Source organism: Halobacillus sp. ABD4_316, assembly GCF_056161385.1.
This window is the reverse complement of the sequence record NZ_JBSWZA010000002.1, coordinates 966,911-992,480: the sequence shown is the minus strand read 5'-3', so window position 1 is coordinate 992,480 and position 25,570 is coordinate 966,911. Positions and strand designations below refer to the sequence as shown.

General features: G+C 47.4%; 28 protein-coding genes, 1 tRNA gene and 1 pseudogene. 4 read left to right on the top strand and 26 right to left on the bottom strand.

Annotation, left to right across the window (positions count from 1 at the left end; translation table 11 throughout):
• Nucleotides 1-48: 48 nt before the first annotated feature.
• Genes ACXAJH_RS11805 through ytzI form a run of 3 tightly spaced genes read left to right on the top strand, consistent with a single transcriptional unit; the run spans nt 49 to nt 2,284 of the window.
• A complete protein-coding gene (locus ACXAJH_RS11805; RefSeq protein ID WP_027956353.1) occupies nt 49-315 on the top strand; it encodes a phosphocarrier protein HPr in 267 nt (88 codons plus the stop codon).
• Nucleotides 316-319: 4 nt separating this feature from the next.
• Complete coding sequence (ptsP, locus tag ACXAJH_RS11800; protein WP_474969362.1) at nt 320-2,038, top strand: phosphoenolpyruvate--protein phosphotransferase; 1,719 nt, start codon at nt 320-322, stop codon at nt 2,036-2,038.
• Nucleotides 2,039-2,092: 54 nt separating this feature from the next.
• The gene (gene ytzI, locus ACXAJH_RS11795) at nt 2,093-2,284 is read left to right on the top strand and encodes a YtzI protein (RefSeq protein WP_474971075.1); all 192 of its coding nucleotides are present in this window, start codon (nt 2,093-2,095) and stop codon (nt 2,282-2,284) included.
• A 13-nt stretch (nt 2,285-2,297) separates the two neighbouring features.
• Here ytzI and ACXAJH_RS11790 read toward each other — a convergent pair whose 3' ends face one another.
• From ACXAJH_RS11790 to ACXAJH_RS11740, 11 genes are all read right to left on the bottom strand, one after another.
• Nucleotides 2,298-2,876: a nitroreductase family protein gene (locus tag ACXAJH_RS11790; protein WP_474969364.1), complete on the bottom strand. Its 579-nt coding sequence runs from the start codon at nt 2,874-2,876 to the stop codon at nt 2,298-2,300.
• A 10-nt stretch (nt 2,877-2,886) separates the two neighbouring features.
• A complete protein-coding gene (locus ACXAJH_RS11785) occupies nt 2,887-3,471 on the bottom strand; it encodes a YdcF family protein (RefSeq protein WP_206933510.1) in 585 nt (194 codons plus the stop codon).
• Nucleotides 3,472-3,563: 92 nt separating this feature from the next.
• Nucleotides 3,564-4,850: a phosphopyruvate hydratase gene (gene eno / locus ACXAJH_RS11780; RefSeq protein ID WP_474969365.1), complete on the bottom strand. Its 1,287-nt coding sequence runs from the start codon at nt 4,848-4,850 to the stop codon at nt 3,564-3,566.
• A 13-nt stretch (nt 4,851-4,863) separates the two neighbouring features.
• Nucleotides 4,864-6,402: a 2,3-bisphosphoglycerate-independent phosphoglycerate mutase gene (gene gpmI, locus ACXAJH_RS11775; RefSeq protein ID WP_474969366.1), complete on the bottom strand. Its 1,539-nt coding sequence runs from the start codon at nt 6,400-6,402 to the stop codon at nt 4,864-4,866.
• The gene (gene tpiA / locus ACXAJH_RS11770; RefSeq protein WP_474969367.1) at nt 6,395-7,156 is read right to left on the bottom strand and encodes a triose-phosphate isomerase; all 762 of its coding nucleotides are present in this window, start codon (nt 7,154-7,156) and stop codon (nt 6,395-6,397) included. Before tpiA ends, gpmI begins: the two co-directional genes overlap by 8 nt.
• 20 nt (nt 7,157-7,176) lie before the next feature.
• The gene (locus ACXAJH_RS11765; RefSeq protein WP_474969368.1) at nt 7,177-8,358 is read right to left on the bottom strand and encodes a phosphoglycerate kinase; all 1,182 of its coding nucleotides are present in this window, start codon (nt 8,356-8,358) and stop codon (nt 7,177-7,179) included.
• A gap of 175 nt (nt 8,359-8,533) precedes the next feature.
• The gene (gene gap / locus ACXAJH_RS11760) at nt 8,534-9,541 is read right to left on the bottom strand and encodes a type I glyceraldehyde-3-phosphate dehydrogenase (protein ID WP_474969369.1); all 1,008 of its coding nucleotides are present in this window, start codon (nt 9,539-9,541) and stop codon (nt 8,534-8,536) included.
• Between the two features lie 36 nt (nt 9,542-9,577).
• The gene (locus ACXAJH_RS11755; RefSeq protein ID WP_474989674.1) at nt 9,578-10,606 is read right to left on the bottom strand and encodes a sugar-binding transcriptional regulator; all 1,029 of its coding nucleotides are present in this window, start codon (nt 10,604-10,606) and stop codon (nt 9,578-9,580) included.
• Nucleotides 10,607-10,759: 153 nt separating this feature from the next.
• Nucleotides 10,760-10,981 carry a glutaredoxin family protein gene (locus ACXAJH_RS11750; RefSeq protein WP_474969371.1) on the bottom strand — a complete coding sequence of 74 codons (222 nt, stop codon included), beginning with the start codon at nt 10,979-10,981 and terminating at the stop codon, nt 10,760-10,762.
• Between the two features lie 72 nt (nt 10,982-11,053).
• The gene (locus ACXAJH_RS11745; RefSeq protein ID WP_474969372.1) at nt 11,054-11,278 is read right to left on the bottom strand and encodes a hypothetical protein; all 225 of its coding nucleotides are present in this window, start codon (nt 11,276-11,278) and stop codon (nt 11,054-11,056) included.
• A gap of 253 nt (nt 11,279-11,531) precedes the next feature.
• A tRNA-Arg gene (locus tag ACXAJH_RS11740) sits at nt 11,532-11,607 on the bottom strand.
• A gap of 376 nt (nt 11,608-11,983) precedes the next feature.
• On the opposite strand from ACXAJH_RS11740, the pseudogene clpP reads away from it, so the two are divergent.
• Nucleotides 11,984-12,571, top strand: a pseudogene (gene clpP, locus ACXAJH_RS11735) (ATP-dependent Clp endopeptidase proteolytic subunit ClpP); the annotation flags it as partial.
• 100 nt (nt 12,572-12,671) lie between these two features.
• On the opposite strand, the gene ACXAJH_RS11730 reads toward clpP, so the two are convergent.
• The 15 genes from ACXAJH_RS11730 to ACXAJH_RS11660 all read right to left on the bottom strand — a co-directional run bounded on the left by ACXAJH_RS11730 (nt 12,672) and on the right by ACXAJH_RS11660 (nt 25,398).
• The gene (locus ACXAJH_RS11730) at nt 12,672-12,926 is read right to left on the bottom strand and encodes an HPr family phosphocarrier protein (protein ID WP_281658455.1); all 255 of its coding nucleotides are present in this window, start codon (nt 12,924-12,926) and stop codon (nt 12,672-12,674) included.
• A 126-nt stretch (nt 12,927-13,052) separates the two neighbouring features.
• Nucleotides 13,053-14,009: a DNA-binding protein WhiA gene (gene whiA / locus ACXAJH_RS11725; RefSeq protein WP_474971072.1), complete on the bottom strand. Its 957-nt coding sequence runs from the start codon at nt 14,007-14,009 to the stop codon at nt 13,053-13,055.
• 34 nt (nt 14,010-14,043) lie between these two features.
• Entirely contained in the window at nt 14,044-14,997 is a 954-nt protein-coding gene (locus tag ACXAJH_RS11720; RefSeq protein ID WP_474969374.1) for a gluconeogenesis factor YvcK family protein, read from the bottom strand.
• A gap of 3 nt (nt 14,998-15,000) precedes the next feature.
• The gene (gene rapZ / locus ACXAJH_RS11715; protein ID WP_474971071.1) at nt 15,001-15,885 is read right to left on the bottom strand and encodes an RNase adapter RapZ; all 885 of its coding nucleotides are present in this window, start codon (nt 15,883-15,885) and stop codon (nt 15,001-15,003) included.
• A gap of 24 nt (nt 15,886-15,909) precedes the next feature.
• Complete coding sequence (locus tag ACXAJH_RS11710) at nt 15,910-16,368, bottom strand: NUDIX domain-containing protein (protein WP_474969376.1); 459 nt, start codon at nt 16,366-16,368, stop codon at nt 15,910-15,912.
• A gap of 270 nt (nt 16,369-16,638) precedes the next feature.
• On the bottom strand, nt 16,639-17,589 hold the full coding sequence (gene trxB, locus ACXAJH_RS11705) for a thioredoxin-disulfide reductase (protein WP_474969377.1): 951 nt from the start codon (nt 17,587-17,589) through the stop codon (nt 16,639-16,641).
• Nucleotides 17,590-17,856: 267 nt separating this feature from the next.
• Nucleotides 17,857-18,876, bottom strand: a complete 1,020-nt coding sequence (locus ACXAJH_RS11700; RefSeq protein ID WP_474969378.1) for a tetratricopeptide repeat protein — start codon at nt 18,874-18,876, stop codon at nt 17,857-17,859.
• Between the two features lie 89 nt (nt 18,877-18,965).
• Nucleotides 18,966-19,589 carry a bifunctional phosphoribosyl-AMP cyclohydrolase/phosphoribosyl-ATP diphosphatase HisIE gene (gene hisIE / locus ACXAJH_RS11695; protein WP_474969379.1) on the bottom strand — a complete coding sequence of 208 codons (624 nt, stop codon included), beginning with the start codon at nt 19,587-19,589 and terminating at the stop codon, nt 18,966-18,968.
• Nucleotides 19,586-20,344 (bottom strand): imidazole glycerol phosphate synthase subunit HisF, encoded by a 759-nt coding sequence (gene hisF / locus ACXAJH_RS11690; RefSeq protein ID WP_474971068.1) that lies wholly within the window; start codon nt 20,342-20,344, stop codon nt 19,586-19,588. Before hisF ends, hisIE begins: the two co-directional genes overlap by 4 nt.
• Entirely contained in the window at nt 20,344-21,075 is a 732-nt protein-coding gene (gene hisA, locus ACXAJH_RS11685) for a 1-(5-phosphoribosyl)-5-[(5-phosphoribosylamino)methylideneamino]imidazole-4-carboxamide isomerase (protein WP_474994056.1), read from the bottom strand. The genes hisF and hisA overlap by 1 nt, the downstream gene beginning before the upstream one ends.
• A 13-nt stretch (nt 21,076-21,088) precedes the next feature.
• Entirely contained in the window at nt 21,089-21,718 is a 630-nt protein-coding gene (gene hisH / locus ACXAJH_RS11680; RefSeq protein ID WP_474969382.1) for an imidazole glycerol phosphate synthase subunit HisH, read from the bottom strand.
• A gap of 2 nt (nt 21,719-21,720) precedes the next feature.
• Nucleotides 21,721-22,314: an imidazoleglycerol-phosphate dehydratase HisB gene (gene hisB / locus ACXAJH_RS11675; RefSeq protein ID WP_474969383.1), complete on the bottom strand. Its 594-nt coding sequence runs from the start codon at nt 22,312-22,314 to the stop codon at nt 21,721-21,723.
• Nucleotides 22,311-23,585 carry a histidinol dehydrogenase gene (gene hisD, locus ACXAJH_RS11670; protein WP_474994054.1) on the bottom strand — a complete coding sequence of 425 codons (1,275 nt, stop codon included), beginning with the start codon at nt 23,583-23,585 and terminating at the stop codon, nt 22,311-22,313. The genes hisB and hisD overlap by 4 nt, the downstream gene beginning before the upstream one ends.
• Nucleotides 23,582-24,220, bottom strand: coding sequence for an ATP phosphoribosyltransferase (gene hisG, locus ACXAJH_RS11665; protein ID WP_027956307.1), 639 nt, complete (start codon nt 24,218-24,220; stop codon nt 23,582-23,584). Before hisG ends, hisD begins: the two co-directional genes overlap by 4 nt.
• Nucleotides 24,217-25,398, bottom strand: a complete 1,182-nt coding sequence (locus tag ACXAJH_RS11660) for an ATP phosphoribosyltransferase regulatory subunit (RefSeq protein ID WP_474971066.1) — start codon at nt 25,396-25,398, stop codon at nt 24,217-24,219. The genes hisG and ACXAJH_RS11660 overlap by 4 nt, the downstream gene beginning before the upstream one ends.
• Between the last annotated feature and the right edge of the window lie 172 nt (nt 25,399-25,570).

Genomic DNA, 25,570 nt, shown 5'->3' with positions numbered 1-25,570 from the left:
GTTAGGGTAATTCAATAACAACCAATTTTTATAAGGAGGATATCTACTATGGTAGAAAAAACTTTTACAATTACATCTGCTGATGGTGTACACGCTCGTCCTGCGACCGTTCTAGTCCAGAACGCCGGGAAGTACGAGTCTGATATTAATCTTCACTACAAAGAAAAATCCGTTAATCTGAAGTCCATCATGGGCATCATGAGTCTTGGGATTCCAGCTAATGCCGAAGTGAAAATCACGGCAGAAGGCAGTGACGAACAGGAAGCGATCGATCACTTGGAAACAACAATGAAGAATGAAAGCTTGGGGGAATAACAGCATGACACAGCTTCAAGGTATTGCAGCTTCCAGCGGTATTGCCATCGCAAAAGTCTACCGTCTGGAAGCTCCGGACCTTTCTTTCGATAAAAAGAAAGTAGAAGATCCGGAACAAGAGATCTCCCGTCTTCAAGATGCGCTTGAGATCTCAAAAACAGAACTTGAAAAAATCAAGGCCCATACAAAAAAATCACTTGGTGATGAGCATGCAGAAATTTTCTCAGCCCACCTGCTCGTTCTTAGTGATCCAGAATTGATCCAGCCGATTGAAGACAAAATTAAAAATGATAACGTTAACGCAGAAGCAGCTCTTTCCGAAACAGCGAATATGTTCATCGACATGTTCAAGAACATGGACAATGAGTATATGCGCGAACGCGCTGCGGACATCAATGATGTAACGAAACGTGTAATGGCTCACCTGCTTGGCGTTACGTTCCCGGATCCTGCACTTATCAATGAAGAAGTTGTCATTGTAGCGGATGATCTGACACCTTCCGATACCGCTCAGTTGAACAAACAGTTCGTTAAAGGGTTCACAACAGATATTGGTGGACGTACATCCCACTCAGCCATTATGGCCCGCTCTCTTGAAATCCCGGCCGTTGTCGGTACAAAAGAGATCACGGCCAAAGCTGGGAAGGATATCATGATTATTGTAGACGGCATCAACGGCGACGTCATCGTTGATCCATCTGAAGAACAGATTTCTACTTACCAACAGAAGCAGGAAGACTTCGAGAAGCAGAAACAGGAGTGGGCGAAGCTGAAAGACGAGCCTACCCTCACCTCTGAAGGAGAGCACGTGGAGCTTGTAGCCAACATTGGTACGCCGGAAGACGTTGAAGGTGTCCTGAACAACGGCGGGGAAGGTGTCGGCCTTTACCGTACAGAATTCCTATACATGGGCAAGAGCCAGCTCCCTACGGAAGAAGAGCAGTTTGAAGCCTACTCCTCAGTACTGAAGCAAATGGGTGACCAGCCTGTTGTCGTCCGTACGCTTGATATCGGTGGAGATAAGGAGCTTTCCTACCTTGATCTTCCTGAAGAAATGAACCCGTTCCTTGGGTACCGCGCAATCCGTCTGTGCCTGGAGCGTGATGATATCTTCCGTGTTCAACTGCGTGCATTGCTGCGTGCGAGTGTCCACGGAAACTTGAAGATCATGTTCCCAATGATCGCTACTCTTGATGAGTTCCGTCAAGCTAAAGCGATCCTTGAAGAAGAGCGTGCCAATCTAACAAGCGAAGGGTATGACATTGCTGATGGCATTGAAATCGGTATGATGGTGGAAATTCCAGCGACAGCTGTCATTGCCCGTCAGTTCGCTAAAGAAGTGGATTTCTTCAGTATTGGAACCAATGACCTGATTCAATATACAATGGCTGCCGACCGTATGAACGAACGCGTGTCCTACTTGTACCAGCCATACAACCCGGCGATTCTGAATCTGATCAACAACGTCATCGAAGCTGCGCACGCAGAAGGCAAATGGGCCGGTATGTGCGGAGAGATGGCCGGCGATGAGATTGCCATCCCGATCCTGCTTGGGCTAGGCCTGGATGAGTTCAGCATGAGTGCCACGTCCATCCTTCCTGCCCGTACACAGATCAAGGATCTGTCCAAGAAAGAACTCGCTGCTTATAAAGACGAAATTCTTTCTATGGGTACCGCCGAAGAAGTCGTTGCCTTCATTAAAGAAAAAACACAGATGAAGTAATTTTCCTCAAAGGATGGGGGACAATAAAACCGACCAGTTGTGAATGACCCTGCCATGACAAAGAAGAAAGTGGTGAAGCTTTTGACTTTCGCAGTCATTATGATTGTCTGTATTGGTATTGTCTTAGGCATTGCCGCATTGTTCGGAATGGCTGTTCATAAAGGTTATGAATATAACCATACCATCGACCCTCTGCCTGAGGATAAAGAAGCTGTACACCCAGCAAAAAAAGCTGACACCCGCTAGGGTGTCAGCTTTTTTATGTTCGAATAACCTTCATTTTATCTCCAATATCTGTGCGCTGTTTCGCTTTAGGGATCCGCTTTGGATAGCCGATCTGAAGCACAGAGACCAGTTTATAGAAAGATGGATCCACACCTACTCCCTTTGCAAACTCTGGATCGTGAAGGTAAGGACTGGTCGTCCAGAGTACGCCTACACCAGCTTCCCAGGCAAGCAGCTGGACATTTTGAATATACGCACATACGGCTGCATAGTCTTCTTCGAACTTGCGCTCATCTTCGTCCTTCGGCATGTAAATGAGAGCGTGGTGTGGAATCTGCAGAAGAAAATCACCAATCCCCTTTTTCAACTGCCGGGATTTCTCTTCATCATAGCCTTCAAAGAACCCTTGACGCTCATAGCTGTCGAGCACAGCCTCTGCGTAACGTTCTTTTCCCTGTTCCTGGTAAAGGTGAACATTCCACGGCTCTTTCATCCGATGGGTCGGCGCCCATGCCGCTGTACGGAAAATATTTTTCAACACCTCTTCATCCACAAGTTTCGGTTCATATTCGTGAATCGAACGGCGTTTTTTCACCGCTTCCACTAATTCCATCTTCCTCACCTCAAACAATCAGCAGATTGGTCAGCTGGTGCCCCATCCAGAAACCCCACTCCCGGAGAAAGAAAGGCAGCTTTGTATCCAGCGATTGATAAGCTGAATACTGGGTCGGTACACCTTTGGCAGACATCCCATAACTCTCTGCCATAGCGACTGCCCGCTTTAAATGAAACTGATCGCTGACAATTAAAAACGTTTCTAAGTTTTTTTCCTCTGTTACTTCCTTTGCATTGATGATATTGTCTTCTGTCATCAAAGAGCTGTCTTCATAAAGGATATCTTCTTCAGGGACTCCTTTTTCCAAAGCATACTCCCGTCCTACTTCCGCTTCAGAGGAAGCAGCCTGTTCACTTTTTCCGCCTGTAAAGATCAGGTAGTCCACATGCCCTTTCTCATACAGCTCAATTCCCTGCTTCAAGCGCCCTTCAAATACCGGGCTCGGTTTACCATTCCACTGAGCAGCTCCCAGCACGATGGCGGCATCCGCCTCAGGCGGCTGGCTGCCTTCCCCGAAGGTCCATACCGAATAAGCCGTGTACGCGCTGTACAACAGAGTGATGATCATTCCCATTACAATGAACTTCTTCATTCGTGATCGTTCTCCTACTCCATTAACGTATGTATCTAGTTTATCACATAAAAAAGCCTCTCTGAATCCATCAGAGAGGCTTTTGAGCAGAATTACTTATTCAGGTTGTAGAAAGCTTTCTCACCAGCGTAAACGGCTGTACCAAGCAGCTGATCTTCGATACGAAGAAGCTGGTTGTATTTCGCTACGCGGTCCGTACGGGACGGAGCACCTGTTTTAATTTGACCGGCGTTTGTCGCAACAGCGATGTCAGCGATCGTAGCATCTTCTGTTTCACCAGAACGGTGGGAGATGACGGCTGTGTAGCCGGCGCGCTTCGCCATTTCAATGGCTTCGAATGTTTCAGTAAGTGTACCGATCTGGTTCACTTTGATAAGGATGGAGTTTCCTACACCCTCTTCAATCGCACGGGAAAGCTTTTCTGTGTTGGTTACGAACAAGTCGTCCCCTACAAGCTGTACGCGGTCGCCGATACGGTCTGTAAGAAGTTTCGTACCTTCCCAGTCGTTCTCGTCAAGACCATCTTCGATAGAAACGATTGGATACTTGTTCACAAGCTCTTCGTACCAGTCCACCATTTCTTCAGAAGTACGTACAACGCCTTCACCTTTCAGGTTGTACTTACCATCTTCGTAAATTTCAGAAGAGGCAACGTCCATCGCAAGCTTCACTTCAGCATCCGGCTTGTAGCCAGCTGCTTCAATCGCTTCGATGATTGTAGAAAGAGCTTCTTCGTTAGAACCTAAGTCAGGAGCAAATCCACCTTCATCACCGACACCAGTGTTGTAGCCTTTGCTGCTTAGTACTTTCTTAAGGGAGTGGAAAATTTCCGCACCCATGCGTAGAGCTTCCTTGAAAGTAGGAGCTCCTACAGGCATAACCATGAACTCCTGGATGTCCACGTTGTTGTCCGCGTGCTCTCCACCGTTAAGGATGTTCATCATTGGTGTTGGAAGAGTATTCGCTGTGAATCCTCCAAGATATTTGTAAAGAGGCTGTCCAACCACTTCAGCTGCTGCGTGGGCAACGGCCATGGAAACACCAAGGATTGCGTTGGCACCAAGGTTTCCTTTGTTTTCTGTACCATCAAGCTCTCTCATCATTTGGTCGATGATCACCTGCTGGGTTGCATCCATACCAAGAAGTTTTGGAGCAATTTTTTCGTTTACGTTGTCAACGGCGTTTTGAACACCTTTTCCAAGGTAACGGTTTTTGTCACCATCACGAAGTTCTACAGCTTCATACTCACCTGTAGATGCTCCACTTGGGACTAGAGCTGTACCGAAAGCTCCGGATTCAGTATAAACTTCAACTTCAACTGTTGGGTTACCACGAGAGTCAAGGACTTCACGTGCATATACGTCAGTAATATATGGCATTAATATCTCTCCCTTATTTTTTAATTAATGATTGTCCAGTCATTTCCTGCGGCTGCTCTACATTCAGCAGTTCCAGCAGGGTTGGTGAAAGATCACCAAGAATTCCGCCTTCGCGGAGATCGACGCCCTCTTTTGTCACAATGACAGGCACAGGGTTTGTCGTGTGTGCGGTCATGGCATCTCCATCCAAAGTCGTCACTTCGTCAGAGTTCCCGTGGTCCGCTGTAATAATGGCGTGTCCGCCTTTTTCATGAATTTTATCAACGATTTTACCAAGACATTCGTCGACAGCTTCAATCGCTTTGATTGTCGGCTCAAGCATGCCTGAGTGACCGACCATATCCGGATTGGCGAAGTTCAGGAGAATCGCATTGTGCTTATCCGCATCAAGCTCTGCAAGGAGAGCATCTGTCACTTCATAAGCACTCATTTCCGGTTGTAAATCGTACGTTGCCACTTTAGGTGAATCGATAAGGATGCGCTCTTCCCCGTCGAATTCAGCTTCGCGGCCGCCGCTCATAAAGAAGGTTACGTGCGGGTATTTTTCCGTTTCTGCGATACGAAGCTGTTTCATATCGTTATCGGCCAGCACTTCCCCGATCGTATTTTTCAGATCGTTCGGTGGGAACGCGATATGGCTTTTCACTTGATCGCTGTACTGTGTCATGCTCACAAAGTGAAGGTTTTTCGGAGCGTTCTCCCCACGGTCATACCCATCAAAATCATCATTGGCAAATGTGCGGGACAGCTGGATGGCACGGTCAGGACGGAAGTTGAAGAAGATGATACTATCCTCGTCCTCCACTTTACCGATCGGCTGACCGTCATCATCCGTAAGAACGACAGGTTCTACGAATTCATCATAGACTTCCTGTTTGTAGGAATCATCAATCGCCTGAATCGGGTCCTGATACGTTAGACCTTCTCCGTAAGCGATCGCATCATAGGCCTTCTGTACGCGTTCCCAGCGATTGTCGCGGTCCATAGCGTAATAGCGGCCGGAAATCGTAGCCATACGGCCGATGCCGATTTCCTCCATAGCTTCCTGTGCCTGCTTCACATAGGTTTTGGCAGATTGCTGACCAACGTCACGTCCATCAAGGAAAGCGTGGAGGAATACTTGTTCCAATCCTTCCTGTTCGGCCAGTTTCAGCGTGCCTTTCATATGCTCGATATGGCTGTGAATTCCACCATCAGACAACAAGCCGAAGATGTGAAGGGCCTTACCTTTTTCCTTTGCTTTTTTAACAGCATCCTTGAGAACTTCATTATCAAAGAAGTCGCCTTCACGGATCGCAAGATTAATACGGGTTAAGCTTTGATAAACCACACGGCCGGCACCAATGTTCAAGTGACCTACTTCAGAGTTCCCCATCTGGCCTGCAGGAAGTCCAACAGCCTCTCCACTCGCCGTGAGCTGAGAATGAGGGAACTGGTTCCAGTAACGGTCAAAATTTGGCGTGTTGGCCTGCTTCACGGCATTTCCGAATTCTTCATCACGGATGGCATAGCCGTCAAGAATGATTAACGCAGCTAAGTTCTGATTACTCATGCTTACCTGCCTCCACAAGTTTTAGGAAAGAATCTGCTTCAAGGCTTGCGCCTCCCACAAGAGCTCCGTCAATGTCAGACTGGGAAAGCAGCTCATCCACGTTTGCAGGTTTTACACTTCCGCCGTACTGGATGCGGACCGCATCAGCAGCATCGGCATTCACGTACTCGCTGACAACTTTACGGATGTGTGTGCACACTTCATTGGCCTGCTCAGAAGTTGCTGTGCGGCCTGTACCAATCGCCCAGATCGGCTCATAGGCAATGATCGTTTCTGCACACTGCTCGTTTGTAAGTCCTTCAAGTGCTTTTTTCACTTGACCTTCTACAACATCCATCGTCTCATTGGCTTCACGCTGTTCAAGGGATTCACCGACACAGATGATTGGAGTCAGGCCGTGCTTGAAAGCGGCGTGGACTTTTTTGTTGACATCTTCATCTGTTTCCTTGAAGATTTCACGGCGTTCAGAGTGGCCGAGAACAACGTGGGACACTCCCAGCTCTTTCAACATAACAGGGCTGACTTCACCTGTGAAAGCGCCGTTTTCTTCAAAGTGCATGTTCTGTGCACCGATTTTCAGACTCGTTCCTTCTGTTTCCTCTACAAGCTTTTGTAGAAAAGGGAATGGAGCTACAACGATGGATTCCACCTGTTCGGCAGATGGCACTTCGTTTTTAGCTGTCTGAATGAAATCTTCCGCTTCACGGTGCGTTTTGTTCATTTTCCAGTTACCTGCGATTACTTGTTTACGCATGACTGCTTCACCTCTCCTTTTTACTTATCGTTTAGTAGAGCAACCCCTGGAAGTTCTTTACCTTCCATAAATTCAAGGGAAGCACCGCCGCCGGTGGATACGTGGTTCATATCAGATGCATAGCCGAATTTCTCAACAGCTGCTGCTGAATCTCCACCGCCGATCACGCTGTAGCCTTCTGTCTGGGACAGAGCTTCAGCAACGGCTTTCGTACCATTGGCAAAGGATTCAATTTCAAATACGCCCATAGGTCCGTTCCAGATGATCAGGTTGGATTCCTTGATGACGTTGGCGTATTTTTCTCTCGTTTTCGGACCGATATCAAGCGCTTCCCAGTCTGCAGGGATGCTGTCAATCGCTACTTCTTTTTTATTGGCAGAATCAGAGAAGTCATCAGCAACGATAACGTCTTCCGGCATGTAGAAGTTCACGCCTTTTTCTTCTGCCTTCTTCATGTACTCTCTGGCAAGATCCATTTTGTCTTCTTCAAGAAGGGATTTACCGATTTCGTGGCCGAGGGCTTTTACGAATGTATAAGCCAGTCCACCGCCGATGATCAGATTGTCCACTTTATCAATCAGGTTATCAATCACGCCGATTTTGTCTTTCACTTTCGCTCCACCAACAATGGCTGTGAAAGGGCGCTCAGGGTTGGATAAAGCTTTGCCGAGTACATTGATTTCCTTTTCCATAAGGAAACCGGCAACGGCCGGGATATGTTCAGCTACACCCGCTGTTGACGCATGGGCACGGTGGGCAGCACCGAAGGCATCGTTAACGAAAAGATCAGCCATGTCTGCGAAAGCCTTCGCAAGTTCAGCATCGTTCTTTTCTTCACCAGGATGGAAGCGTACGTTTTCAATAAGAAGCACATCACCATTGTTCAATTCTGAAATGGCCTGATTGACTTCATTACCGAATACTTCATCTGTTTTAATAACCGTCTGTCCAAGAAGATCACTTAGACGGTCAGCTACAGGATCAAGACGAAGCTCCTGTACCGCTTCTCCTTTAGGTCGTCCCAGGTGACTGGCAAGAATGACTTTCGCTCCGTTTCCAGTCAGGTGCTGGATTGTCGGAAGAGCAGCTTTAATTCTTGTGTCATCTGTTACCTCTCCATCGCTCATTGGTACGTTGAAGTCTACGCGGCAGAAGACCGTTTTTCCATTCACTTCAACGTCGCGAATCGTTTGTTTATTCATAGAATGACAACCTCCTTGGTTTTGGTCGTTAAACATCTGCCCTTATGTACGTTTCCACACCTTGAAGGAACAGAAACGCAGACAAGCAGAAAACAGAAAAACAAGGATAAAGGAGGAGGACATGAGACCTCCTCCTTTCCTTCTTTTCCTAGTATTTTCTAAAAAGACTCAGATATTACAAGCCTTGGTTTTTAAGGTATACAGCCAAGTCTACGCAACGGTTGGAGTAACCAGTTTCGTTGTCGTACCAAGTGACAACTTTAACCATGTTGTTTTCAAGAGTTGCTGTAGAAAGACCATCAATGATGGAAGAGTTCGTGTTGCCATTGTAGTCAGAAGATACAAGTGGCTCGTCGCTGTAAGCAAGAACACCTTTAAGGTCGCCTTCAGCAGCTTCACGAAGTGCTTCGTTTACTTCTTCAGCTGTTACGTCTTTTTCAAGTTCCGCAACGAAGTCAACGATAGATACGTTCATTGTTGGTACACGCATCGCCATTCCGCTTAGTTTACCATCAAGGTGTGGAAGTACTTTTGCAACAGCTTGTGCCGCACCAGTAGTTGTTGGGATAATGTTTTGACCTGCAGCACGCGCACGACGGTAGTCTTTGTGTGGAAGGTCAAGGATTTGCTGGTCGTTTGTGTAAGAGTGGATCGTTGTCATCATACCACGCTTAAGACCGAACTTCTCATCAAGAACTTTCGCTGCTGGAGACAGGCAGTTCGTTGTGCAGGAAGCGTTGGAAATAACGTGATGGGAATCCTTATCATACTGATCTTCGTTAACACCCATAACGATTGTAAGGTCTTCCTGCTTCGCTGGAGCAGAGATAATGACCTTCTTAGCACCGGCGTCGATGTGTTTCTTCGCATCTTCGCGCTGAGTGAATCGTCCTGTAGATTCGATCACAACATCTACTCCAAGATCGCCCCAGCCAAGTTGTGCTGGATCTTTTTCAGATAGTACTTTGATTTCTTTGCCGCCAACAATCAGGTTGTCACCGTTTGTTGTTACTTTTTCAGAAAGAGCACCGTGTACAGTGTCATACTGAAGAAGGTGTGCAAGCATATTCGCATCTGTTAGATCGTTAACCGCCACTACTTCTACATCATTGTTGTTAAGTGCAGCACGGAATACGTTACGTCCAATACGTCCAAAACCATTAATACCAATTCTTACTGTCATGCAAAATTCCTCCTTGAATGATAAAAATCATTTTATTTAAAGGGAAAAATCCCTTATTAACTCTTGTGCAGCCCCTTCATCTGTGATGAGGACATTACTCTGTCCGGGCTGGAAATAAGAAGCGATTGCCTGAGCCTTTGACCGGCCTCCGGCAACGGCAATGACATGCCGGGATCTGTTCAGATCCTCAAGCTGCAGACCAACGGTGCGAACCTTATGAACGATTTCACCCATACGATTGAAATAGTATCCAAATGCTTCTCCCACGGCTTCATACTGCTGGATCAGCTCCAGCTGCTCCGGAGATGTCTTTCTCCGTTGTGCCATGGTCATTGCATCTCCAACACCATGGATAACGATGTCGGCATGACGGATAATGTCGAGAACTTCTTTGATGGAAGGCTCTTCTTTTATCGTTTTATAGGATTCCTCGCTCAGCGGGTCGGGTACATATAACAAACGGTAGTCGCCCTTTGCTTTTTTTGCCATCTCCGCACAAATCGTATTGGCCTGATTTTCCACTCTTTCACCCAGCCCGCCTCTGGCAGGTACGTACAGGCATTGATCGGCGCCCTTGAATGAGGTCATCATCTGGGCAACGGATGCCATCGTTGTTCCACCTGTAATGGCAATGGCCTGTTCAGGACTCATATGGTCTTTCAAATACTGGACACAAGCTTTTCCCATCTCTTGTTTTACCCAATTGAGCTCATCACTATCACCAGGAACAACAACAACGTAATCCAGATTTAATTTATCCTTTAACTGTTGCTCCAAAACCTTAATGCCTGTAACTTCCTTTATAAATTCAGCCAGCTGCTCAAGGATGTTCTGCCCCTCATAGCTGAGATGCATGCCTCTTGATGTAATTTCAACAGCTCCCTGCTGATTTAAGAAGTCCACCTCGCTGCGTACCGTCCGTTCGGCAAGATTGACGTTTTCAGCCAATGCTCTTCTTCCAACGGGCTGCATGATCTGGATGTAATGAAGCAGCTGATAGCGCCTCTGAATAACGTCCAGGACATCAGGGAATAATTTTTTTTGTAGATCGATGAACGCTCGCATGGAAAAAGCCCCTTCTTTGAAAAAACTGCCGACTGGGATGAATTACGTCCCAGGTAGTCATATTATGTCCCGCTAGGAGCAAAAAAATATCTCATTACATTTTTTATCTTAACAGTGAGGGGGTACGGGTGCAAGCAGAAAACCCATGGTTTTTTATTGTAAACGCTTTTGCAGCTCAAAGTAATCAATGGTCCGATAGTCCAGTTCCTCTTCATTGATCCTCACGACTGGTATTTCGAGAAAATACTTCTCATGGAGCTCCGGGTCTGTTTCGATATCTACTTCTGACACTTCCACAGAAAACAAAGACAACAGGGCCCTCACTTCATCACACAACGTGCATCCGTTCTTCCTATACAGAACGACTGTCTGCATGCCATCCCCTCCCCTTATCCTATCTTTTTTGTACAGGACTTGTTCCTATCTCACAATAAAAAGGACACACATTCAAGATGCGTGCCCTTTTTTATCATAAAAGCCATTATCGATTTTGAGTTTTCTGCGATGTAAAAATTCCGCCAACCCTTCGCCTACATAGTTTTCCGGAGTTCTTTTCAGTAACTCGTAATTAAACGACAACTTCTGCTGCTTCTGCATATCAAACACGTGAATCCGCCGGTCTTCAGACACTTGTTCGGTCGCCAAGATTTTGTAACGGATTAGGTTTGTCATAGATACCCCTCTTCTAAATAAAGCGAAAAGTCCTACAGTACATAAGATAATCATAACATACGACGCCTCATTTAGAAACTACATCGGAATAACTTACCCAAATAAACGTTCGTATAACTGCCGTAAGATTACTGTTCATAAGATGTTTAAATAACATGCATGTAACTGTCTGCTTTATCCTACTATTATTGTACCATAATAATACAGGGAATAAAAAAATAGACCTTCCAAAAGGAAGGTCTATTTTAGACAGCGCGCCTGAGAGGATTCGAACCCCCGACTGACGTAGAACCGGAATCTACCGCTCTATCCGACTGAGCTACAGGCGCAGAAGCGACATGCAAATACTATTATAATGAATGACCACTGATTACGCAACCCGTTTTTGAAAAATAATTTCTTTTAGTACGTATACTTATGATAAAACGATCCGCCGGGGCCCTGGAACTCCACGGGCCCTTCCTGCACAGTGACCAGGAAATGAGATCTTTAAACATGTACATAGAAGGTCATCGGATGTTCCACGGATTTTTATATCCTACGTTTATTACAGACAATTAAGGGTATGATGGTAGAAGGAATCCGTCTCTTCCGTCTGATTTAACGGCTGCGGATATCGTCGATTGTTTTTGTTTGACCTTTATTGACCTTAAAGGTATGATGAATGTATCTCAAAGATAATCAAGTGATGATAAGGAGGAACTTACAATGAATTTAGTCCCTACAGTTATTGAACAAACAAACCGGGGAGAGCGTGCTTATGACATCTACTCCCGCTTACTTAAAGACCGGATCATTATGCTCGGCAGCCCGATCGATGACAACATCTCGAACTCTGTTGTAGCTCAGCTGTTGTTCCTTGCAGCAGATGACCCTGAAAAAGATATTTCCCTATACATTAACTCACCAGGTGGTTCCATTACTGCAGGAATGGCGATCTACGATACGATGCAGTTCATCAAGCCGAACGTATCTACCATCTGCACAGGTATGGCAGCATCTATGGGTGCCTTCCTTCTGAACGCTGGTGAGCCTGGGAAGCGTTACGCTCTTCCAAACAGTGAAGTCATGATCCACCAGCCACTAGGCGGTACACAGGGTCAGGCCTCTGACATTGAAATCCACGCAAAGCGTATCATCAAAATGCGCGAGAAACTGAACCAGATTCTTGCCGAACGCACAGGTCAGCCGTATGAGGTCATCGAACGCGATACAGACCGTGACAACTTCATGTCTGCACACGAAGCTGTTGAGTACGGACTAATCGACAAAGTGATGGAAAAGAACGTTTAATGACATCTCTTGAAAATCCGCTGGAGTTCCAGCGGATTTTTTATGTTTTATATGAGAACGTTCTCTTATTCGACACGTTCATTGATTCACATAATGAAGCTTACGCAGGCTGCACAAATGCCGTTAACATTTGAATGGCCTGTTCTTCATCAGACCCGTCTGCGATAATTTTCACTTCTTCGTCGGTGCCTACCGCAAGACTCATTAACCCCATGATACTTTTTGCATTCACACGTTTTTCCTCTTTTTCAATGAAGATGTCCGCAGAAAATTTATTAGCTTCCTGAACAAACAAGGCAGCAGGTCTTGCCTGAAGGCCGGTTTCCAATTCGATTTTAATCGTTTTTTCCAACACTGGTCATTCTCCTTTCTTGTTCACACCACTTTTGTAAGCGTTATCAAATGGGTGAAAAAAGAACGCTCTCCTTACGAAAGCGTTATAATTGTCTTTTATTATAGCACGAATGAATCCGAAGATGAATCAGTTTCTGGACTTTTCTGTGACTTCACCTTTTCTAACCCGGTCAGCGAATTCATCAATTTTTCTCAGTCTGTGGTTAATGCCGGATTTACTGATTGTTCCGCCTGAAACGTATTCCCCTAGTTCCTTCAGTGAAACTTCCTGGTACTCAAGACGAAGGGAAGCAATCTCCTGAAGCTTATCCGGAAGAGCCTCCAGTCCTACTGTCCGTTTGATGAATTTTATATTCTCCACCTGGCGGAAAGCCGCCCCAATGGTTTTATTCAGATTGGCCGTCTCGCAGTTCACCAGACGGTTTACGGAATTTCTCATGTCTCTTACAATCCGGACATCTTCAAACTTGAATAACGCCTGATGGGCGCCGATGTTGCTGATCAGCTCTGTGATCTTATCGGCTTCTTTCAAGTAAGTGATGTATCCTTTTTTCCTGCTCAGCGTGCGGGCATGCAGGTCAAAGCTGTTCATCAGCTTACACAACGCCTCGTTGTGTTCCTCATCAGCAGAATAAATTTCCAGATGATAAGAAGAAGTTTCCGGATTATTGACAGAACCTCCGGCAAGAAAGGCCCCTCTCAAATACGCCCGTTTACAACTCGTATCTTTCAAATACTTCTGGGGAATATTGGGGTTTATGGATAACGGTCCTTTTAGTATTTCAAGGTCCTCCAAAACAACATCCGCCTTTTCCGCAAGTCTTACAATATATACATTATTCTTCTTCAAACGCATTTTTTTACGCACAAGAAGTTCAACAGGGTATGGGTAAATCTTCTTGATCAGTGTATAGATCCTGCGGGCAATAGCCGCGTTTTCCGTCTGCACATCCAGAATGTACTGGCGGTTCGATAAGGAGAACGTTCCATTCATCCGTACGAGCGCAGCCAGTTCCGCTTCCATCGATCCCATATCTGCTTCTACGTTGGTCAGCTCTTTCTTAATTTCTGATGCAAAGGACATTCCGATCCCCCCTTTCCTAACAACAATCTCTTTCTTAGAGCATGGAATGTAAAAGACGCGCCAATTTAGCTGTATCATGGCGCAGCATCACTTTATCATGATCAATAATATCTTCTTCAATCACTTGGACACCCATCGATTTGATCCGGTCAATATCATAAATCACCGGTTCAGCATTTTCTTCGGCATACTTTTTACGGACGTGCTGATCAATCGGTCTGTTGTGCACAATTACTGACTGTACCACGTCACGGCCGATATGATCAACCAGTGCCTGGATATGATCACCTGCAGAATAGCCGGATGTTTCGCCTTCCTGGGTCATAACGTTGCAGATATACGTTACTTTTGCCTTCGTTTCTTTCAGCGCATGACCGATTTCAGGAATGATAATGTTCGGCAGGATGCTCGTATATAGACTGCCCGGAGCGATGACAATTAAATCCGCCGATTGGATGGCTTCCACGGCTTCCGGAAGCGGCTGGACCGGTGTAGGACTGACAAACACCCGTTTTATTCGTTTTCCTTGTTTGGGTATGCTTGATTCGCCGGTTACGATCGTCCCGTCCTCCATTTCCGCGTGAAGGTTCATGCTGTGGTTGGCAATGGGATAGATATTTCCACGGACATTCAACACCCGGGAGATTTCCTTAATCCCTTTATAAAAATCCCCTGTCATGGACGCCATGGCTGCCAGAAGGAGATTTCCCATAGAATGGCCGGAAAGACCGTTGCCGTTGGAGAAGCGGTGCTGAAACAAGTCGAGCAGCATAGGCTCTGCATCTGACAGAGCAGCTACCACATTTCGGATATCTCCCGGAGCAGGGATGGCCATTTCCGTTCGGAGTCTTCCTGAACTCCCCCCGTCATCAGCAACCGTTACGATGGCTGAAAGATCAACAGGTAATTTTTTCAGTCCCCGCAGGAGCACGGGCATTCCGGTGCCGCCTCCGATGACGACGACACGCGGTTTCGTCTTTGAATCCATCTATTACAAACCCTTCCTTTTTTCGATATCCCTGTGGGTTACGTGGGTCACGAAATCGCTTGAAAAATATTCGGATAGATGCTCCGCCAAAGCTACAGAACGGTGCTGGCCTCCGGTACAGCCGATGGCGACAACAAGCTGACTTTTGCCTTCCCGTTTATACTGGGGAAGCATGAACTGAAGCAGATCCTTCAGCTTTTCCAGAAACTTCTGTGTATCGCTCCATTTGAACACATAAGAGGACACCTCTGAATTCAGACCTGTCATCGGACGCATCTGCTCCACGTAATGGGGATTTGGAAGGAAACGCACGTCAAACATTAAATCCGCGTCAATCGGCACCCCGTATTTGAAGCCGAAGGACACCATCTGAACCGAAAACACCTGCTGCTCTTTCTGTCGGTAGCTTTCAATAATGCGCTCCCGCAGTTCCTTCGGTTTCAATGAAGTGGTATCAATGATCGTCTGGGAACGTCCCCTCAGCTCATCAAGCATTTTTCGTTCTTTACGGATTCCCTCAAGAGGAAGCCCTTCTTTGGCAAGCGGGTGGGAGCGGCGTGTTTCTTTATACCTTGAAACGAGGGATTGATCCTCTGCATCAAGGAAAAGAATATGCTCCTGCAGCCAGTTTTCTTTCCCCAGTTTGTCCAGGGAATCAAAAAGCGCATCGAAAAATTCCCGCCCTCTCAAATCCATGACAAGCGCCACATTCTGTATGTTGTTGCTCGAGTCCTTCATCAATTCCAGGAATTTAGGCAGTAGGGCAGGCGGCAGGTTGTCCACACAAAAAAAACCGAGATCTTCAAAGCTTTGAACAGCCACGGTTTTCCCTGCCCCTGACATTCCAGTAATAATTACCAGCTGAGTTTCGTTTGCATCTACATGCATCTCCATCGCTCCCCATTCGTCAGGTCATGACGGATCCAGATCCTGATCGATCAGTTTGAAATCCGTCGTATATACAAATGTTCCATAAAGTTGGTGATCACTGCTTAGAATATGTCTGAATATCTCACGGTCACCCTCAGCCATGGGCTTGTTCAGCACTTCATCGACAGGGACCCATTCCAGTTCACCTTCTTCACTTTCCTCAAGCAGTTCACCTGTATAACTCGTTGTATAAAAGGTGAACATCATCCATTCCTGAGCCGTCTTTTCCTCTTCCCTCATAATAAATGTAAAAGACCCCCTCAGTTCAGGGTTTTCAATATCAAGTCCTGTTTCTTCTTTAAACTCACGCACAGCTGAATCCTTAATGTTTTCTCCTGGTTCCATCTTTCCTCCAGGAGCTACATACCAGCCTCTGCGCGGTTTTTTAAGCATCAATACTTTGTCTTTTGAACGTAAAACACAATTAGCTACACGCTGCATCGTTCGTCGTCACCTCATTTTCTGTCAGGAGGGCATCTCTCCCCATTATACAATGAATACACACAAGGCAACAATATTATGAGCTGATTTTCCGAAAGGACCTCTTTGTGAGAAAGACAACGTTCAAGACTTGATCATAAAAAAAAGACACAGATGAGGAGCACCTGTGTCTTATAGAGCGAACTCTATTAAAAGGGGGTCAATTAATTATCTTCAGCGTAACAAAAGAATGTTTCACAGATGTTACATCAGCGTTAAAATATAATATCTTTAATTGACGACTTTTAATTCCTCTAGAAGATTCTCAATATAGTGCTGTGCAGACTGGGCTGCAATACTGCCGTCACCTGTTGCTGTGACAATCTGACGCAGTTCTTTTTCACGGATGTCTCCAGCTGCGAAGACGCCCGGCACTTTCGTTTCCATAGTTTCGTCCGTTTCAATGTAGCCCTGCTCGTTTGTAATACCAAGGCTTGTGAACGGCTGGCTCAACGGGATCATTCCGATATAGATGAAAGCTCCGTTGGTATCGAAATCATATTCTTCATCCGTTTTTCTGTTATGAAGCGTGACACTGCCGACCTTCCCATCTTGATCATTGATGGTCTTGACAACTGTATCCCAGATGAAATCAATTTTGTCATTATCAAAGGCACGATCCTGAAGAATTTTCTGAGCGCGCAGTTCGTCACGGCGGTGCACAATCGTTACCTTGCTCGCAAAGCGGGTCAAGTACACGCCTTCTTCAACGGCAGAGTCTCCGCCGCCGACCACGACAAGCTCTTTATCCCGGAAGAAAGCCCCATCACATACGGCGCAGTAGGATACACCGCGTCCACCAAGCTCTTTTTCACCAGGGACGCCGAGTTCTTTGTACTGGGCACCTGTCGTTACGATGACCGCACGGGCTTTGTACTCTTTATTGCCTGCCTTCACTGTTTTATATTCTTTCCCGTCGATCACTTCTTTAATATCGCCATAGGCATATTCTGCCCCGAACTTCTTCGCATGGTCGAACATTTTATTAGAAAGGTCCGGTCCTAGAATGCTTTCATAGCCCGGGTAGTTTTCTACATCTTCTGTATTGGCCATCTGTCCGCCCGGAATTCCGCGCTCGATCATGAGCGTATCCAGATTCGCACGAGATGTATAAACGGCTGCTGTCATACCAGCGGGACCGGCGCCAGCGATAATTACATCATAAATACGTTCTTCACTCATCTATCTTCAACTCCTTATGATTCCAAATCACTTGTTGTTTCCTGTACATATCATAGTAAATCATACGAAAACCGTCCATTAATGTGCTTATAAGAGGAGCGGGAGGCTCTTAAGCCGCAGCAGGACAGGGACAGACCGCATCCTATCATGGCAGCACATACATACGAAAACAGACCTTCGAAGAAAAGTTTCTCCTCTTCAGCAAAGATCTGCTTCAGCGTTTCCGGTCAGAGAGAAAGACCCTGCTGTTTCCTCTACCCGTGGTTGTTATACCTGATCCGACCAGGGCCCGCCTTCCTCAGCCATGGAAGGGAACTGCCTGCAGCCCTTTTCCCACATTTGAAGAGCCTTCGCCGGCTGCCCCGTATGATAAAGTGCGATGCTGTACCATTTGTAGTACACCCGTCTTCTCACAACCTGTCTATCCTTCAGTGCCCGGAACCGTTCGATGGATTCCTGATAAAACCCTGCGCGCGCCAGTGTCTCGGCTACGGCCAGCTTCTGCTGATCGTGCATAGGAAAGACGTTGCGCAGCTGATGGATATGATGCATCGCTTCTTCCTGCTGCCCATTTTTCAAATGGAATACGGCAAGATTCACGTGGCTGTGAATGTCAGAGGGGTCCTCAGCTAAAATCGAGCGCTCGAGGTTCACCGCTTCTTCCTCGCTGCCGTTCATATAAAGAGCGAAGGCATATTTATGCTTCGCCATCGTAAACTCAGGGAACATGTCCATCATTTCTTCAAGAAGCTGAAGCGCCTGCTCCCACTCTTCCTGTTCCAAATGATAAAAGGCGGTTTCCTGATAAATCAAAAGCTCATCTTCATCTTCGAAAGCCCACTCGTCCTCATCCTCTTCTTCCTCAAGCGAATCCAGCATTTCCTTTAACTGTTCAGCTGCTTCCTCAAATTCCCCATCACCTGGTTGTTCGAGGTACGTGTCCACGTATTTTTTCGCATCACTGAGCAGACCAAGATGAGCGTAATTGTTCGCCATCAAGTAATAGCAGTCGACGTATTCCTTACCGAAATTGGCGAGCACTTCCGTCAACACCTGGTTGGCCGCATGATAAGAGCCAACTTCCGTGTAGACCACTGAAAGCTGGCATGGGTATAGAGGTTCTTCGGGAGAGGCTTCGATAGCTTTCTTCAGCCACTTGACAGCGGCATTGAAACGACGCTTTTGGAAAGCCTGGATCCCATGGGTAAAATAAAACTTACCTGAAGGCAGAAATGGGATAACATTCGTATTCTGTCGTGCCGCTGTCCCTTTTACTGATGTTGTCATGACTGTCCCCCTAATACGTATCAAATCTCACTAATTATGCAGTATAACATAAATAGGAAGATAGAAATAGGAGAAAAAAGGAATCCCTCTTAGGAATGTCTTTCCTCCAGCACACGCAGGACATCATCTAGCGGTACACCTCGGTCTGTCAGAATCATAAGCAGGTGGAAAATCAGATCGGCAGATTCCAGTGCCATCTCAGCCGGGTCATCGTTTTTAGCCGCTATGATCACTTCTCCGGCTTCTTCCCCGATCTTCTTGGCAATCCGGTCCACACCTTCCTGGAAAAGCTTGGACGTGTAAGAGCCTTCTGGTAGAAGAGATTTCCGCTCGGCAAGTACCGACTGGAGCTCATCAAGAATGGCGTAGCGGTTTTCTTTTGCTTCTGTCTGGTCACCGGTCAGTGTTTCAGAAAAACAGCTGTAGCTTCCCGTATGACAGGCTGGTCCGGCCGGAATCACCTGCACGAGCAGAGCGTCCTGATCACAGTCATACTTGATCTGTCTCACCTGCTGCGTATTTCCGGACGTCTCCCCTTTGTGCCACAGTTCTTTTCTGGAACGGCTGTAAAAGACCGTTTCTCCAATCTCCAGTGTTTTTTCGAGAGATTCCTTATTCATATAAGCGAGGGTCAATACTTCTTTTGAGCGCTCGTCCTGGACAATCGCCGGTACCAGGCCCTGCTCGTCAAATTTCACTTCATTGATGTTCATCGGATCGGCACCCCTTTATCTTTTAAGTAACGTTTCACGTTTCCTACAGAAGTTTCTTTATAGTGGAAAATGGAAGCCGCGAGGGCCGCATCCGCATCCACCTTTGTAAACACATCATAAAAATGCTCACTGGAGCCGGCACCACCGGAAGCAATGACCGGTACGCTTACGACGTTTTGAACAGCTTCCAGCATCGGCAGGTCAAAACCAGTCTTCTCTCCATCCTTGTTCATGGAAGTGAGCAGAATTTCACCCGCTCCACGCTTCACCGCTTCCTGCGCCCAATCGGTGAGAGACCACTCGGTCGGCGTCCGGCCTCCGTGGGTATAAACGACCCAGTTATCGGATGGTTCGTCATATCTCGCATCAATCGCGACGACGATGCACTGGCTGCCAAAATAATCGGCACCTTCGGTAATTAATTCAGGACGCTGGACGGCAGATGAATTCAAGGACACTTTATCGGCTCCGTTTCTCAATGTCTCTTTAATATCCTCAAGTGTACGGATACCACCACCGACAGTAAAAGGAATGGCAAGCTCGGAGGCGACCGAGCGGACGACATCAATCATCGTTTTCTTCCCTTCGTGACTGGCCGATATATCAAGGAAAACGAGCTCATCGGCTCCCTGCTCATCATAGACTTTGGCGAGTTCAACTGGATCCCCGGCGTCTCTGATATCGACAAACTGGATCCCTTTGACGACCCGCCCTTCTTTTACATCAAGACATGGAATAATTCGTTTGGAAAGCATTACTCCACCTCCAAATCGAGGGCATCTTCCAAGGTGAACTGGTTCGTATAAAGCGCCTTCCCTACGATCGATCCTGCTACATTCCGATCACGGTACTGTTTTAATTCCTGAAGATCACCAAGGTCCTTGATGCCTCCGGAAGCGATGACATCCACCCCGGCTTCCTCAGCCAGACGGACGATTTCCTTTGTATTCGGTCCTGCCAGCATTCCGTCTTTAGCTATATCTGTATAGATGAATGTGCGGGCGCCGGCTTCCACAAGCTCTTTCGCCAGATCGACCGCCTTGATTTCCGACTGCTCCAGCCATCCGGCTGTGGAGACATACCCATCTCTTGCATCAAGCCCGATGGCGATGCGGCTGCCGTATTCGGCCAGCAGCTTTTTCGTTGTTTCAATATCACTGACAGCAAGGGAACCTATAATGACGCGGTCGACACCCTGGTCCAGATAATATTTCACATCTGCTTCAGAACGAATACCGCCGCCAATTTGAATGCGGCTGTTCAGTTTTCCGGCTGCCTGGAGCACAAATTCAGCATTCTGTCTGGATCCTTCTTTCGCTCCATCCAGATCCACCATATGGATCCATGATGCTCCGGCTTCTGCGAACTGTTCGGCAATCTCAAAGGGATTTTCCCCATAAATGGTCTCTTTATCAAAGTCTCCCTGCTCCAACCGCACACATTTTCCGCCGCGCATATCGATAGCAGGATAAATCGTAAAACTCATCTCGTGCCCCTCCTTATTGTCTGCACATCATCCGGCAGAAGTTTTCCAACAGCTGCATCCCTGCACGACCGCTTTTTTCCGGGTGGAACTGACTGGCCACGACGTGGTCCCGTCCCACTATGGCCGGTACGTCGGTGTGATAATCCGCCGTGGCATATAAAATATCCTCGTCCTCTGTGACGGCCGCATAGGAGTGAACGAAATAGACGTACTCGTTCTCCACATCGGTCAACAGCTCTTTTTCCGGACGGCGGATGTTCATCTGGTTCCATCCCATGTGAGGTACTTTGTAGGCCCGGCCGTTTTCATCGATTCCCGAAAAGCGGCGGATGGTCCCTGGGAAAATACCCAGTCCATCTGTCCAGCCGCCTTCCTCACTGCTTTCAAAAAGCAGCTGCATGCCAAGACAGATGCCGTACAACGGCACTCCTTCGTCCACTTTCTGGTGGATGAAACCGATAAACTGGTGCTCTGCCAAGGCTTTCATTGCATCAGGGAAAGCTCCCACTCCAGGCAGGATATAGCCGTCACATCCGTGAAGCTGATCAGGTCGGTCCCCGATTTTGTATTCAATATTCAAACGCTCCAGTGCTTTCGAAACACTGAAGAGGTTTCCCATGCCGTAATCAATCACACCGATCATGTTTACAAACTCCCCTTCGTACTCGGCACTCCCTGTACCCGTGGATCAATCTGTGTAGCTTCATCCAGCGCACGTGCCAAGGCTTTGAACATGGCTTCAATAATGTGGTGGGTATTGTGTCCGTGGTGAAGGACGATATGCAGATTCATTCTTGCTTCTACCGCAAGCTTCCAGAAAAATTCATGGACATTTTCGGTATCAAAGGTCCCTACCCGGTCTTTGGGAAGTTCTGCACGCCATTCCAGATGAGGGCGGTCACTTAAGTCAACGGCTACCGTGACGAGCGTTTCATCCATCGGAAGAGTCATCGATCCATAGCGTTTCATTCCGAATTTATCGCCTACCGCCTCCCGCAGCGTCTGGCCGAGGCAGATGCCGATATCCTCGGTTAAATGGTGGTCGTCCACCTCCACATCTCCATAACCTCTGACCGTCAGATCAAAGAGGCCGTGCTTAGTGAACAGCTCCAGCATGTGGGAAAGAAAGGGAACCTGTACGTCCAAATCCGCCTTCCCTTGTCCGTCGATCGTGAAATCGAGGCTGATATCTGTTTCTCTTGTTTTTCGTTCAATGCTGGCATTGCGTTGTTCTGTCATGTCCAGCGCTCCTTTCTGATTTCGACGGCCCGGGCGTGGCCTTCAAGGCCTTCCAGTCTGGCGAAGCGGGCAATTTTGTCTGCATTCGTCTTCAAGGCCTGTTCACTGTAGGAAATGATACTCGATTTTTTCACAAAATCATCGACATTCAGCGGGCTGGAAAAACGGGCTGTCCCGTTGGTCGGGAGGACATGGTTCGGTCCAGCGAAATAATCCCCCACCGGCTCACTGCTGTAGGGACCGAGGAAGATCGCTCCCGCATGCTTAATCTTCCCGAGGTCATCAAAAGGCGATGCGGTCATCACTTCAAGGTGCTCCGGCGCCATTTCATTGACGGCCGCAACCGCTTCTTCATGATCCCTGCACAAAACGATCATCCCGTAGTCTTCGACGCTCTTTCCTGCAATTTCTTTCCGTGGAAGCTTCTCTACCTGTTCCAGCACCGCTTCTTTGACGTCCTCTGCAAGTCTCGAGCTTGTCGTTACAAGGACACTGGAGGAGCGGGCGTCGTGTTCCGCCTGGGACAACAGATCAGCAGCAATTTCTTCTGCTTTCGCTGTCTCATCAGCGAGCACTGCGATTTCACTCGGTCCGGCAATCATATCGATATCGACATCCCCGAACACCTCCCGCTTGGCAAGGGCTACAAAAACATTCCCCGGTCCTGTGATTTTATCGACAGCCGGAATCGTTTCCGTACCATAGGCAAGAGCGGCAACCGCCTGGGCTCCCCCCACTTTATACACATGTTCCACGCCGAGGATGTGGGCTGCAAGCAGCACACCGGCAGGCACCTGCCCGTCTCTCCCGGGCGGGGTTACCATGACGATCTTTTCCACGCCGGCTGCTTGAGCAGGAATGACGTTCATGAATACTGAAGATGGATAAGCTGCTGTTCCCCCCGGCACGTAAACGCCGGCAGCATCGATCGGTGTAATCTTCTGCCCGAGCAGCGTTCCATCTGGATTCGTATCGAACCATGAGGAGGTTTTTTGTTTCTCATGGAAGGAGCGGATGTTAGCCGCCGCTTCTTCCAGGATGCTGATAAACTCTCCATCGACGGATTCATAGGCTTGTTCAAACTCTTCTTTTGTCACTTTCATTTTCTCAAGCGTGACTCTGTCGAACTGTTCTGTAAAGGCATGTACAGCCTTGTCTCCCTCTTGTTTCACGCGGGCAATAATGTTTTGGACAGATTTCCGCTGCTCTTCTGTCCCCTGGTCAACACTGCGCTTTAACGAAGGCAGGTCCGTTCTATTGATGATTCTCATGTCCGGATGCCCTCCATCACTTCACTTAAATTGGTAACCATCTGTTCAATCTCTGTACTTTTCAGCCGGTAGCTGACAGGGTTCACGATCAGACGCGAAGTAATATCGGCAATCTTTTCATACTCGACAAGGCCGTTTTCCTTCAATGTCCGTCCGGTGGATACGATATCGACAATACGATCCGCAAGTCCGATTAATGGCGCAAGCTCAATCGATCCATTCAAGGGAATGATTTCAATCTGCTCCCCCTGTTCACGGAAATAATCGGAGGCGACCTTCGGATATTTGGTTGCAATTTTAGGTGCAATCCGGCTCAGCGGCTGATCCGGAAGACCGGCAACCGCTACGTAGCATGGGCTGATTTTCAAGTCCAGCACTTCATAGACATCCCGGTCCTGTTCCAAAAGGACGTCCTTACCGGCAATGCCGATATCAGCCGCTCCGTATTCTACATACGTGACAACATCCATCGGTTTAGCCATCATGACCCGGATGTTCTGGTCCGGAAACTCAAGGATCAATTTACGGGAATCATCGAGGTCGGCTCCAAGTTCATAGCCGGCCTTTTCCATAAGAGCCGCTGCTTCTTTATAGATTCGTCCTTTCGGCATGGCAATTGTCAAAGGCTTACTCATTCTGATTTCCCTCCTTTTTTCGTTAAATCAACCGTTTTGGAAAGCTCCTGCTGGAAAGCTCGGATATCAGGGATCTGATCCACGTGCTGCAGCAGAACCGCGTACCCTTCCCGTCGGTATTTCTTCGCTTCTTCAATGCCGCGGCTGTGTGAGTCATCGTCCACAATGACAGCCATGCGCTCATCTTCGTCCTCCTGGTCATCCAAGGCTTCCACTAAACGCTCCAAATGAATGGCGAACCCTGTTGCCGATGCATTGAGCTGGAAAGAAGGCAGGAGAGTATCGTAGCGCCCGCCATTGCAGAGCATCGCTCCCAGGTGAGGGGCATAGCCTTCAAACAGGACCCCGGTGTAATAATCCATATGACTGATCAGATTCAAATCAAACTGAATGTACTGCTGCACCCCGTACTGCTCCAGAAGCTTGTGGAGCTGTTTTAATTCATTCACTGCCTGCATGCAGGACTGATTGCGAGCAAGCGAGCGGCTGTATTCAAAGATTTCTTCTCCGCCTTTCAGCGTGAGCAGCTGGAGAAGGGATTGTTTTTTATCCGCCTGGGCATCCAGGGATTTGACGGCTTCTTTATAGCCGACATAATTTTTTCGGTAAAGGTAGTTCAGCAGCTCATCAATCGTTTCCTGATCATCTCCAAGCAGATCGTTGAAAAAGGCTTTGACGTACCCGATGTGTCCGACCGTAATGACAAAGTCGTCCAGCCCCGTCTGCTTTAAGGATTCAACAAGAAGAGCAATTACTTCTGCGTCTCCATAGGAAGAATGATCGCCAATGAGTTCTGTTCCCACTTGTTCAAACTGAGCAGGCTTTCCTCCTTCTGCCTGCTGAGCACGGAAGACCGGACCGTCATAGGCCAGACGGAGAGGGAACTCGCTGTTTTTCAGCTGAGAAGCTGCCACACGCGCAATGGGAGCCGTCAAATCCGGACGGAGCACAAGGGTATGCCCCTGCTGGTCCAGCAGCTTGAACAGCTGCTGATCAAGTGTGGCACTCACCTGACCGACGGTATCGTGATATTCCATAATCGGCGTATCCATAAACGAATAGCCGTAAGATAGGATCGTTTCCGATAAATTTCTTCTTGCTTTTGATTTTTGTTTATAAAAAAAGGGAAGCGTGTCCCGCATTCCCAAAGGTTTTTCAAACATCAGACGTTTGACCAATGGAACCCATCCTTTCATTAAATCCTTTAGCTTGCTAATATGCTAACATGATAAAGATTGCGCGTCAAACAAGAATTCCTACCCGAATACATTCTTCCCTATCATAACAGAATCTTTTGAAAAAAACCGGTTCAGCCGCCCAACGAAAAACAGCCCCCTGTAAGAGGGGACT

What these genes read in the sequence shown, in the direction of transcription:
- hisB (WP_474969383.1), bottom strand. Translation starts at nt 22,314, where the DNA reads ATGACAGAACAACGCAATGCCAGCATTGAACGAAAAACAAGAGAAACA.
- gpmI (WP_474969366.1), bottom strand. Translation starts at nt 6,402, where the DNA reads ATGAGTAATCAGAACTTAGCTGCGTTAATCATTCTTGACGGCTATGCC.
- ACXAJH_RS11710 (WP_474969376.1), bottom strand. Translation starts at nt 16,368, where the DNA reads ATGCAGCGTGTAGCTAATTGTGTTTTACGTTCAAAAGACAAAGTATTG.
- ACXAJH_RS11700 (WP_474969378.1), bottom strand. Translation starts at nt 18,876, where the DNA reads ATGACAACATCAGTAAAAGGGACAGCGGCACGACAGAATACGAATGTT.
- ptsP (WP_474969362.1), top strand. Translation starts at nt 320, where the DNA reads ATGACACAGCTTCAAGGTATTGCAGCTTCCAGCGGTATTGCCATCGCA.
- ACXAJH_RS11720 (WP_474969374.1), bottom strand. Translation starts at nt 14,997, where the DNA reads ATGGATTCAAAGACGAAACCGCGTGTCGTCGTCATCGGAGGCGGCACC.
- tpiA (WP_474969367.1), bottom strand. Translation starts at nt 7,156, where the DNA reads ATGCGTAAACAAGTAATCGCAGGTAACTGGAAAATGAACAAAACGCAC.
- ytzI (WP_474971075.1), top strand. Translation starts at nt 2,093, where the DNA reads ATGACAAAGAAGAAAGTGGTGAAGCTTTTGACTTTCGCAGTCATTATG.
- ACXAJH_RS11805 (WP_027956353.1), top strand. Translation starts at nt 49, where the DNA reads ATGGTAGAAAAAACTTTTACAATTACATCTGCTGATGGTGTACACGCT.
- hisF (WP_474971068.1), bottom strand. Translation starts at nt 20,344, where the DNA reads ATGCTTTCCAAACGAATTATTCCATGTCTTGATGTAAAAGAAGGGCGG.
- ACXAJH_RS11755 (WP_474989674.1), bottom strand. Translation starts at nt 10,606, where the DNA reads ATGCGAGCGTTCATCGATCTACAAAAAAAATTATTCCCTGATGTCCTG.
- ACXAJH_RS11750 (WP_474969371.1), bottom strand. Translation starts at nt 10,981, where the DNA reads ATGCAGACAGTCGTTCTGTATAGGAAGAACGGATGCACGTTGTGTGAT.
- whiA (WP_474971072.1), bottom strand. Translation starts at nt 14,009, where the DNA reads ATGTCCTTTGCATCAGAAATTAAGAAAGAGCTGACCAACGTAGAAGCA.
- gap (WP_474969369.1), bottom strand. Translation starts at nt 9,541, where the DNA reads ATGACAGTAAGAATTGGTATTAATGGTTTTGGACGTATTGGACGTAAC.
- ACXAJH_RS11790 (WP_474969364.1), bottom strand. Translation starts at nt 2,876, where the DNA reads ATGGAATTAGTGGAAGCGGTGAAAAAACGCCGTTCGATTCACGAATAT.
- hisH (WP_474969382.1), bottom strand. Translation starts at nt 21,718, where the DNA reads ATGATCGGTGTGATTGATTACGGCATGGGAAACCTCTTCAGTGTTTCG.
- eno (WP_474969365.1), bottom strand. Translation starts at nt 4,850, where the DNA reads ATGCCATATATTACTGACGTATATGCACGTGAAGTCCTTGACTCTCGT.
- hisG (WP_027956307.1), bottom strand. Translation starts at nt 24,220, where the DNA reads ATGAGTAAGCCTTTGACAATTGCCATGCCGAAAGGACGAATCTATAAA.
- hisA (WP_474994056.1), bottom strand. Translation starts at nt 21,075, where the DNA reads ATGAGTTTTACGATTTATCCTGCTATCGATATGCGCGGCGGAAAATGT.
- trxB (WP_474969377.1), bottom strand. Translation starts at nt 17,589, where the DNA reads ATGAGTGAAGAACGTATTTATGATGTAATTATCGCTGGCGCCGGTCCC.
- hisIE (WP_474969379.1), bottom strand. Translation starts at nt 19,589, where the DNA reads ATGAACATCAATGAAGTGAAATTTGACGAGCAGGGCCTGGTACCGGCG.
- ACXAJH_RS11745 (WP_474969372.1), bottom strand. Translation starts at nt 11,278, where the DNA reads ATGACAAACCTAATCCGTTACAAAATCTTGGCGACCGAACAAGTGTCT.
- rapZ (WP_474971071.1), bottom strand. Translation starts at nt 15,885, where the DNA reads ATGCATGTAGATGCAAACGAAACTCAGCTGGTAATTATTACTGGAATG.
- ACXAJH_RS11765 (WP_474969368.1), bottom strand. Translation starts at nt 8,358, where the DNA reads ATGAATAAACAAACGATTCGCGACGTTGAAGTGAATGGAAAAACGGTC.
- hisD (WP_474994054.1), bottom strand. Translation starts at nt 23,585, where the DNA reads ATGAGAATCATCAATAGAACGGACCTGCCTTCGTTAAAGCGCAGTGTT.
- ACXAJH_RS11785 (WP_206933510.1), bottom strand. Translation starts at nt 3,471, where the DNA reads ATGAAGAAGTTCATTGTAATGGGAATGATCATCACTCTGTTGTACAGC.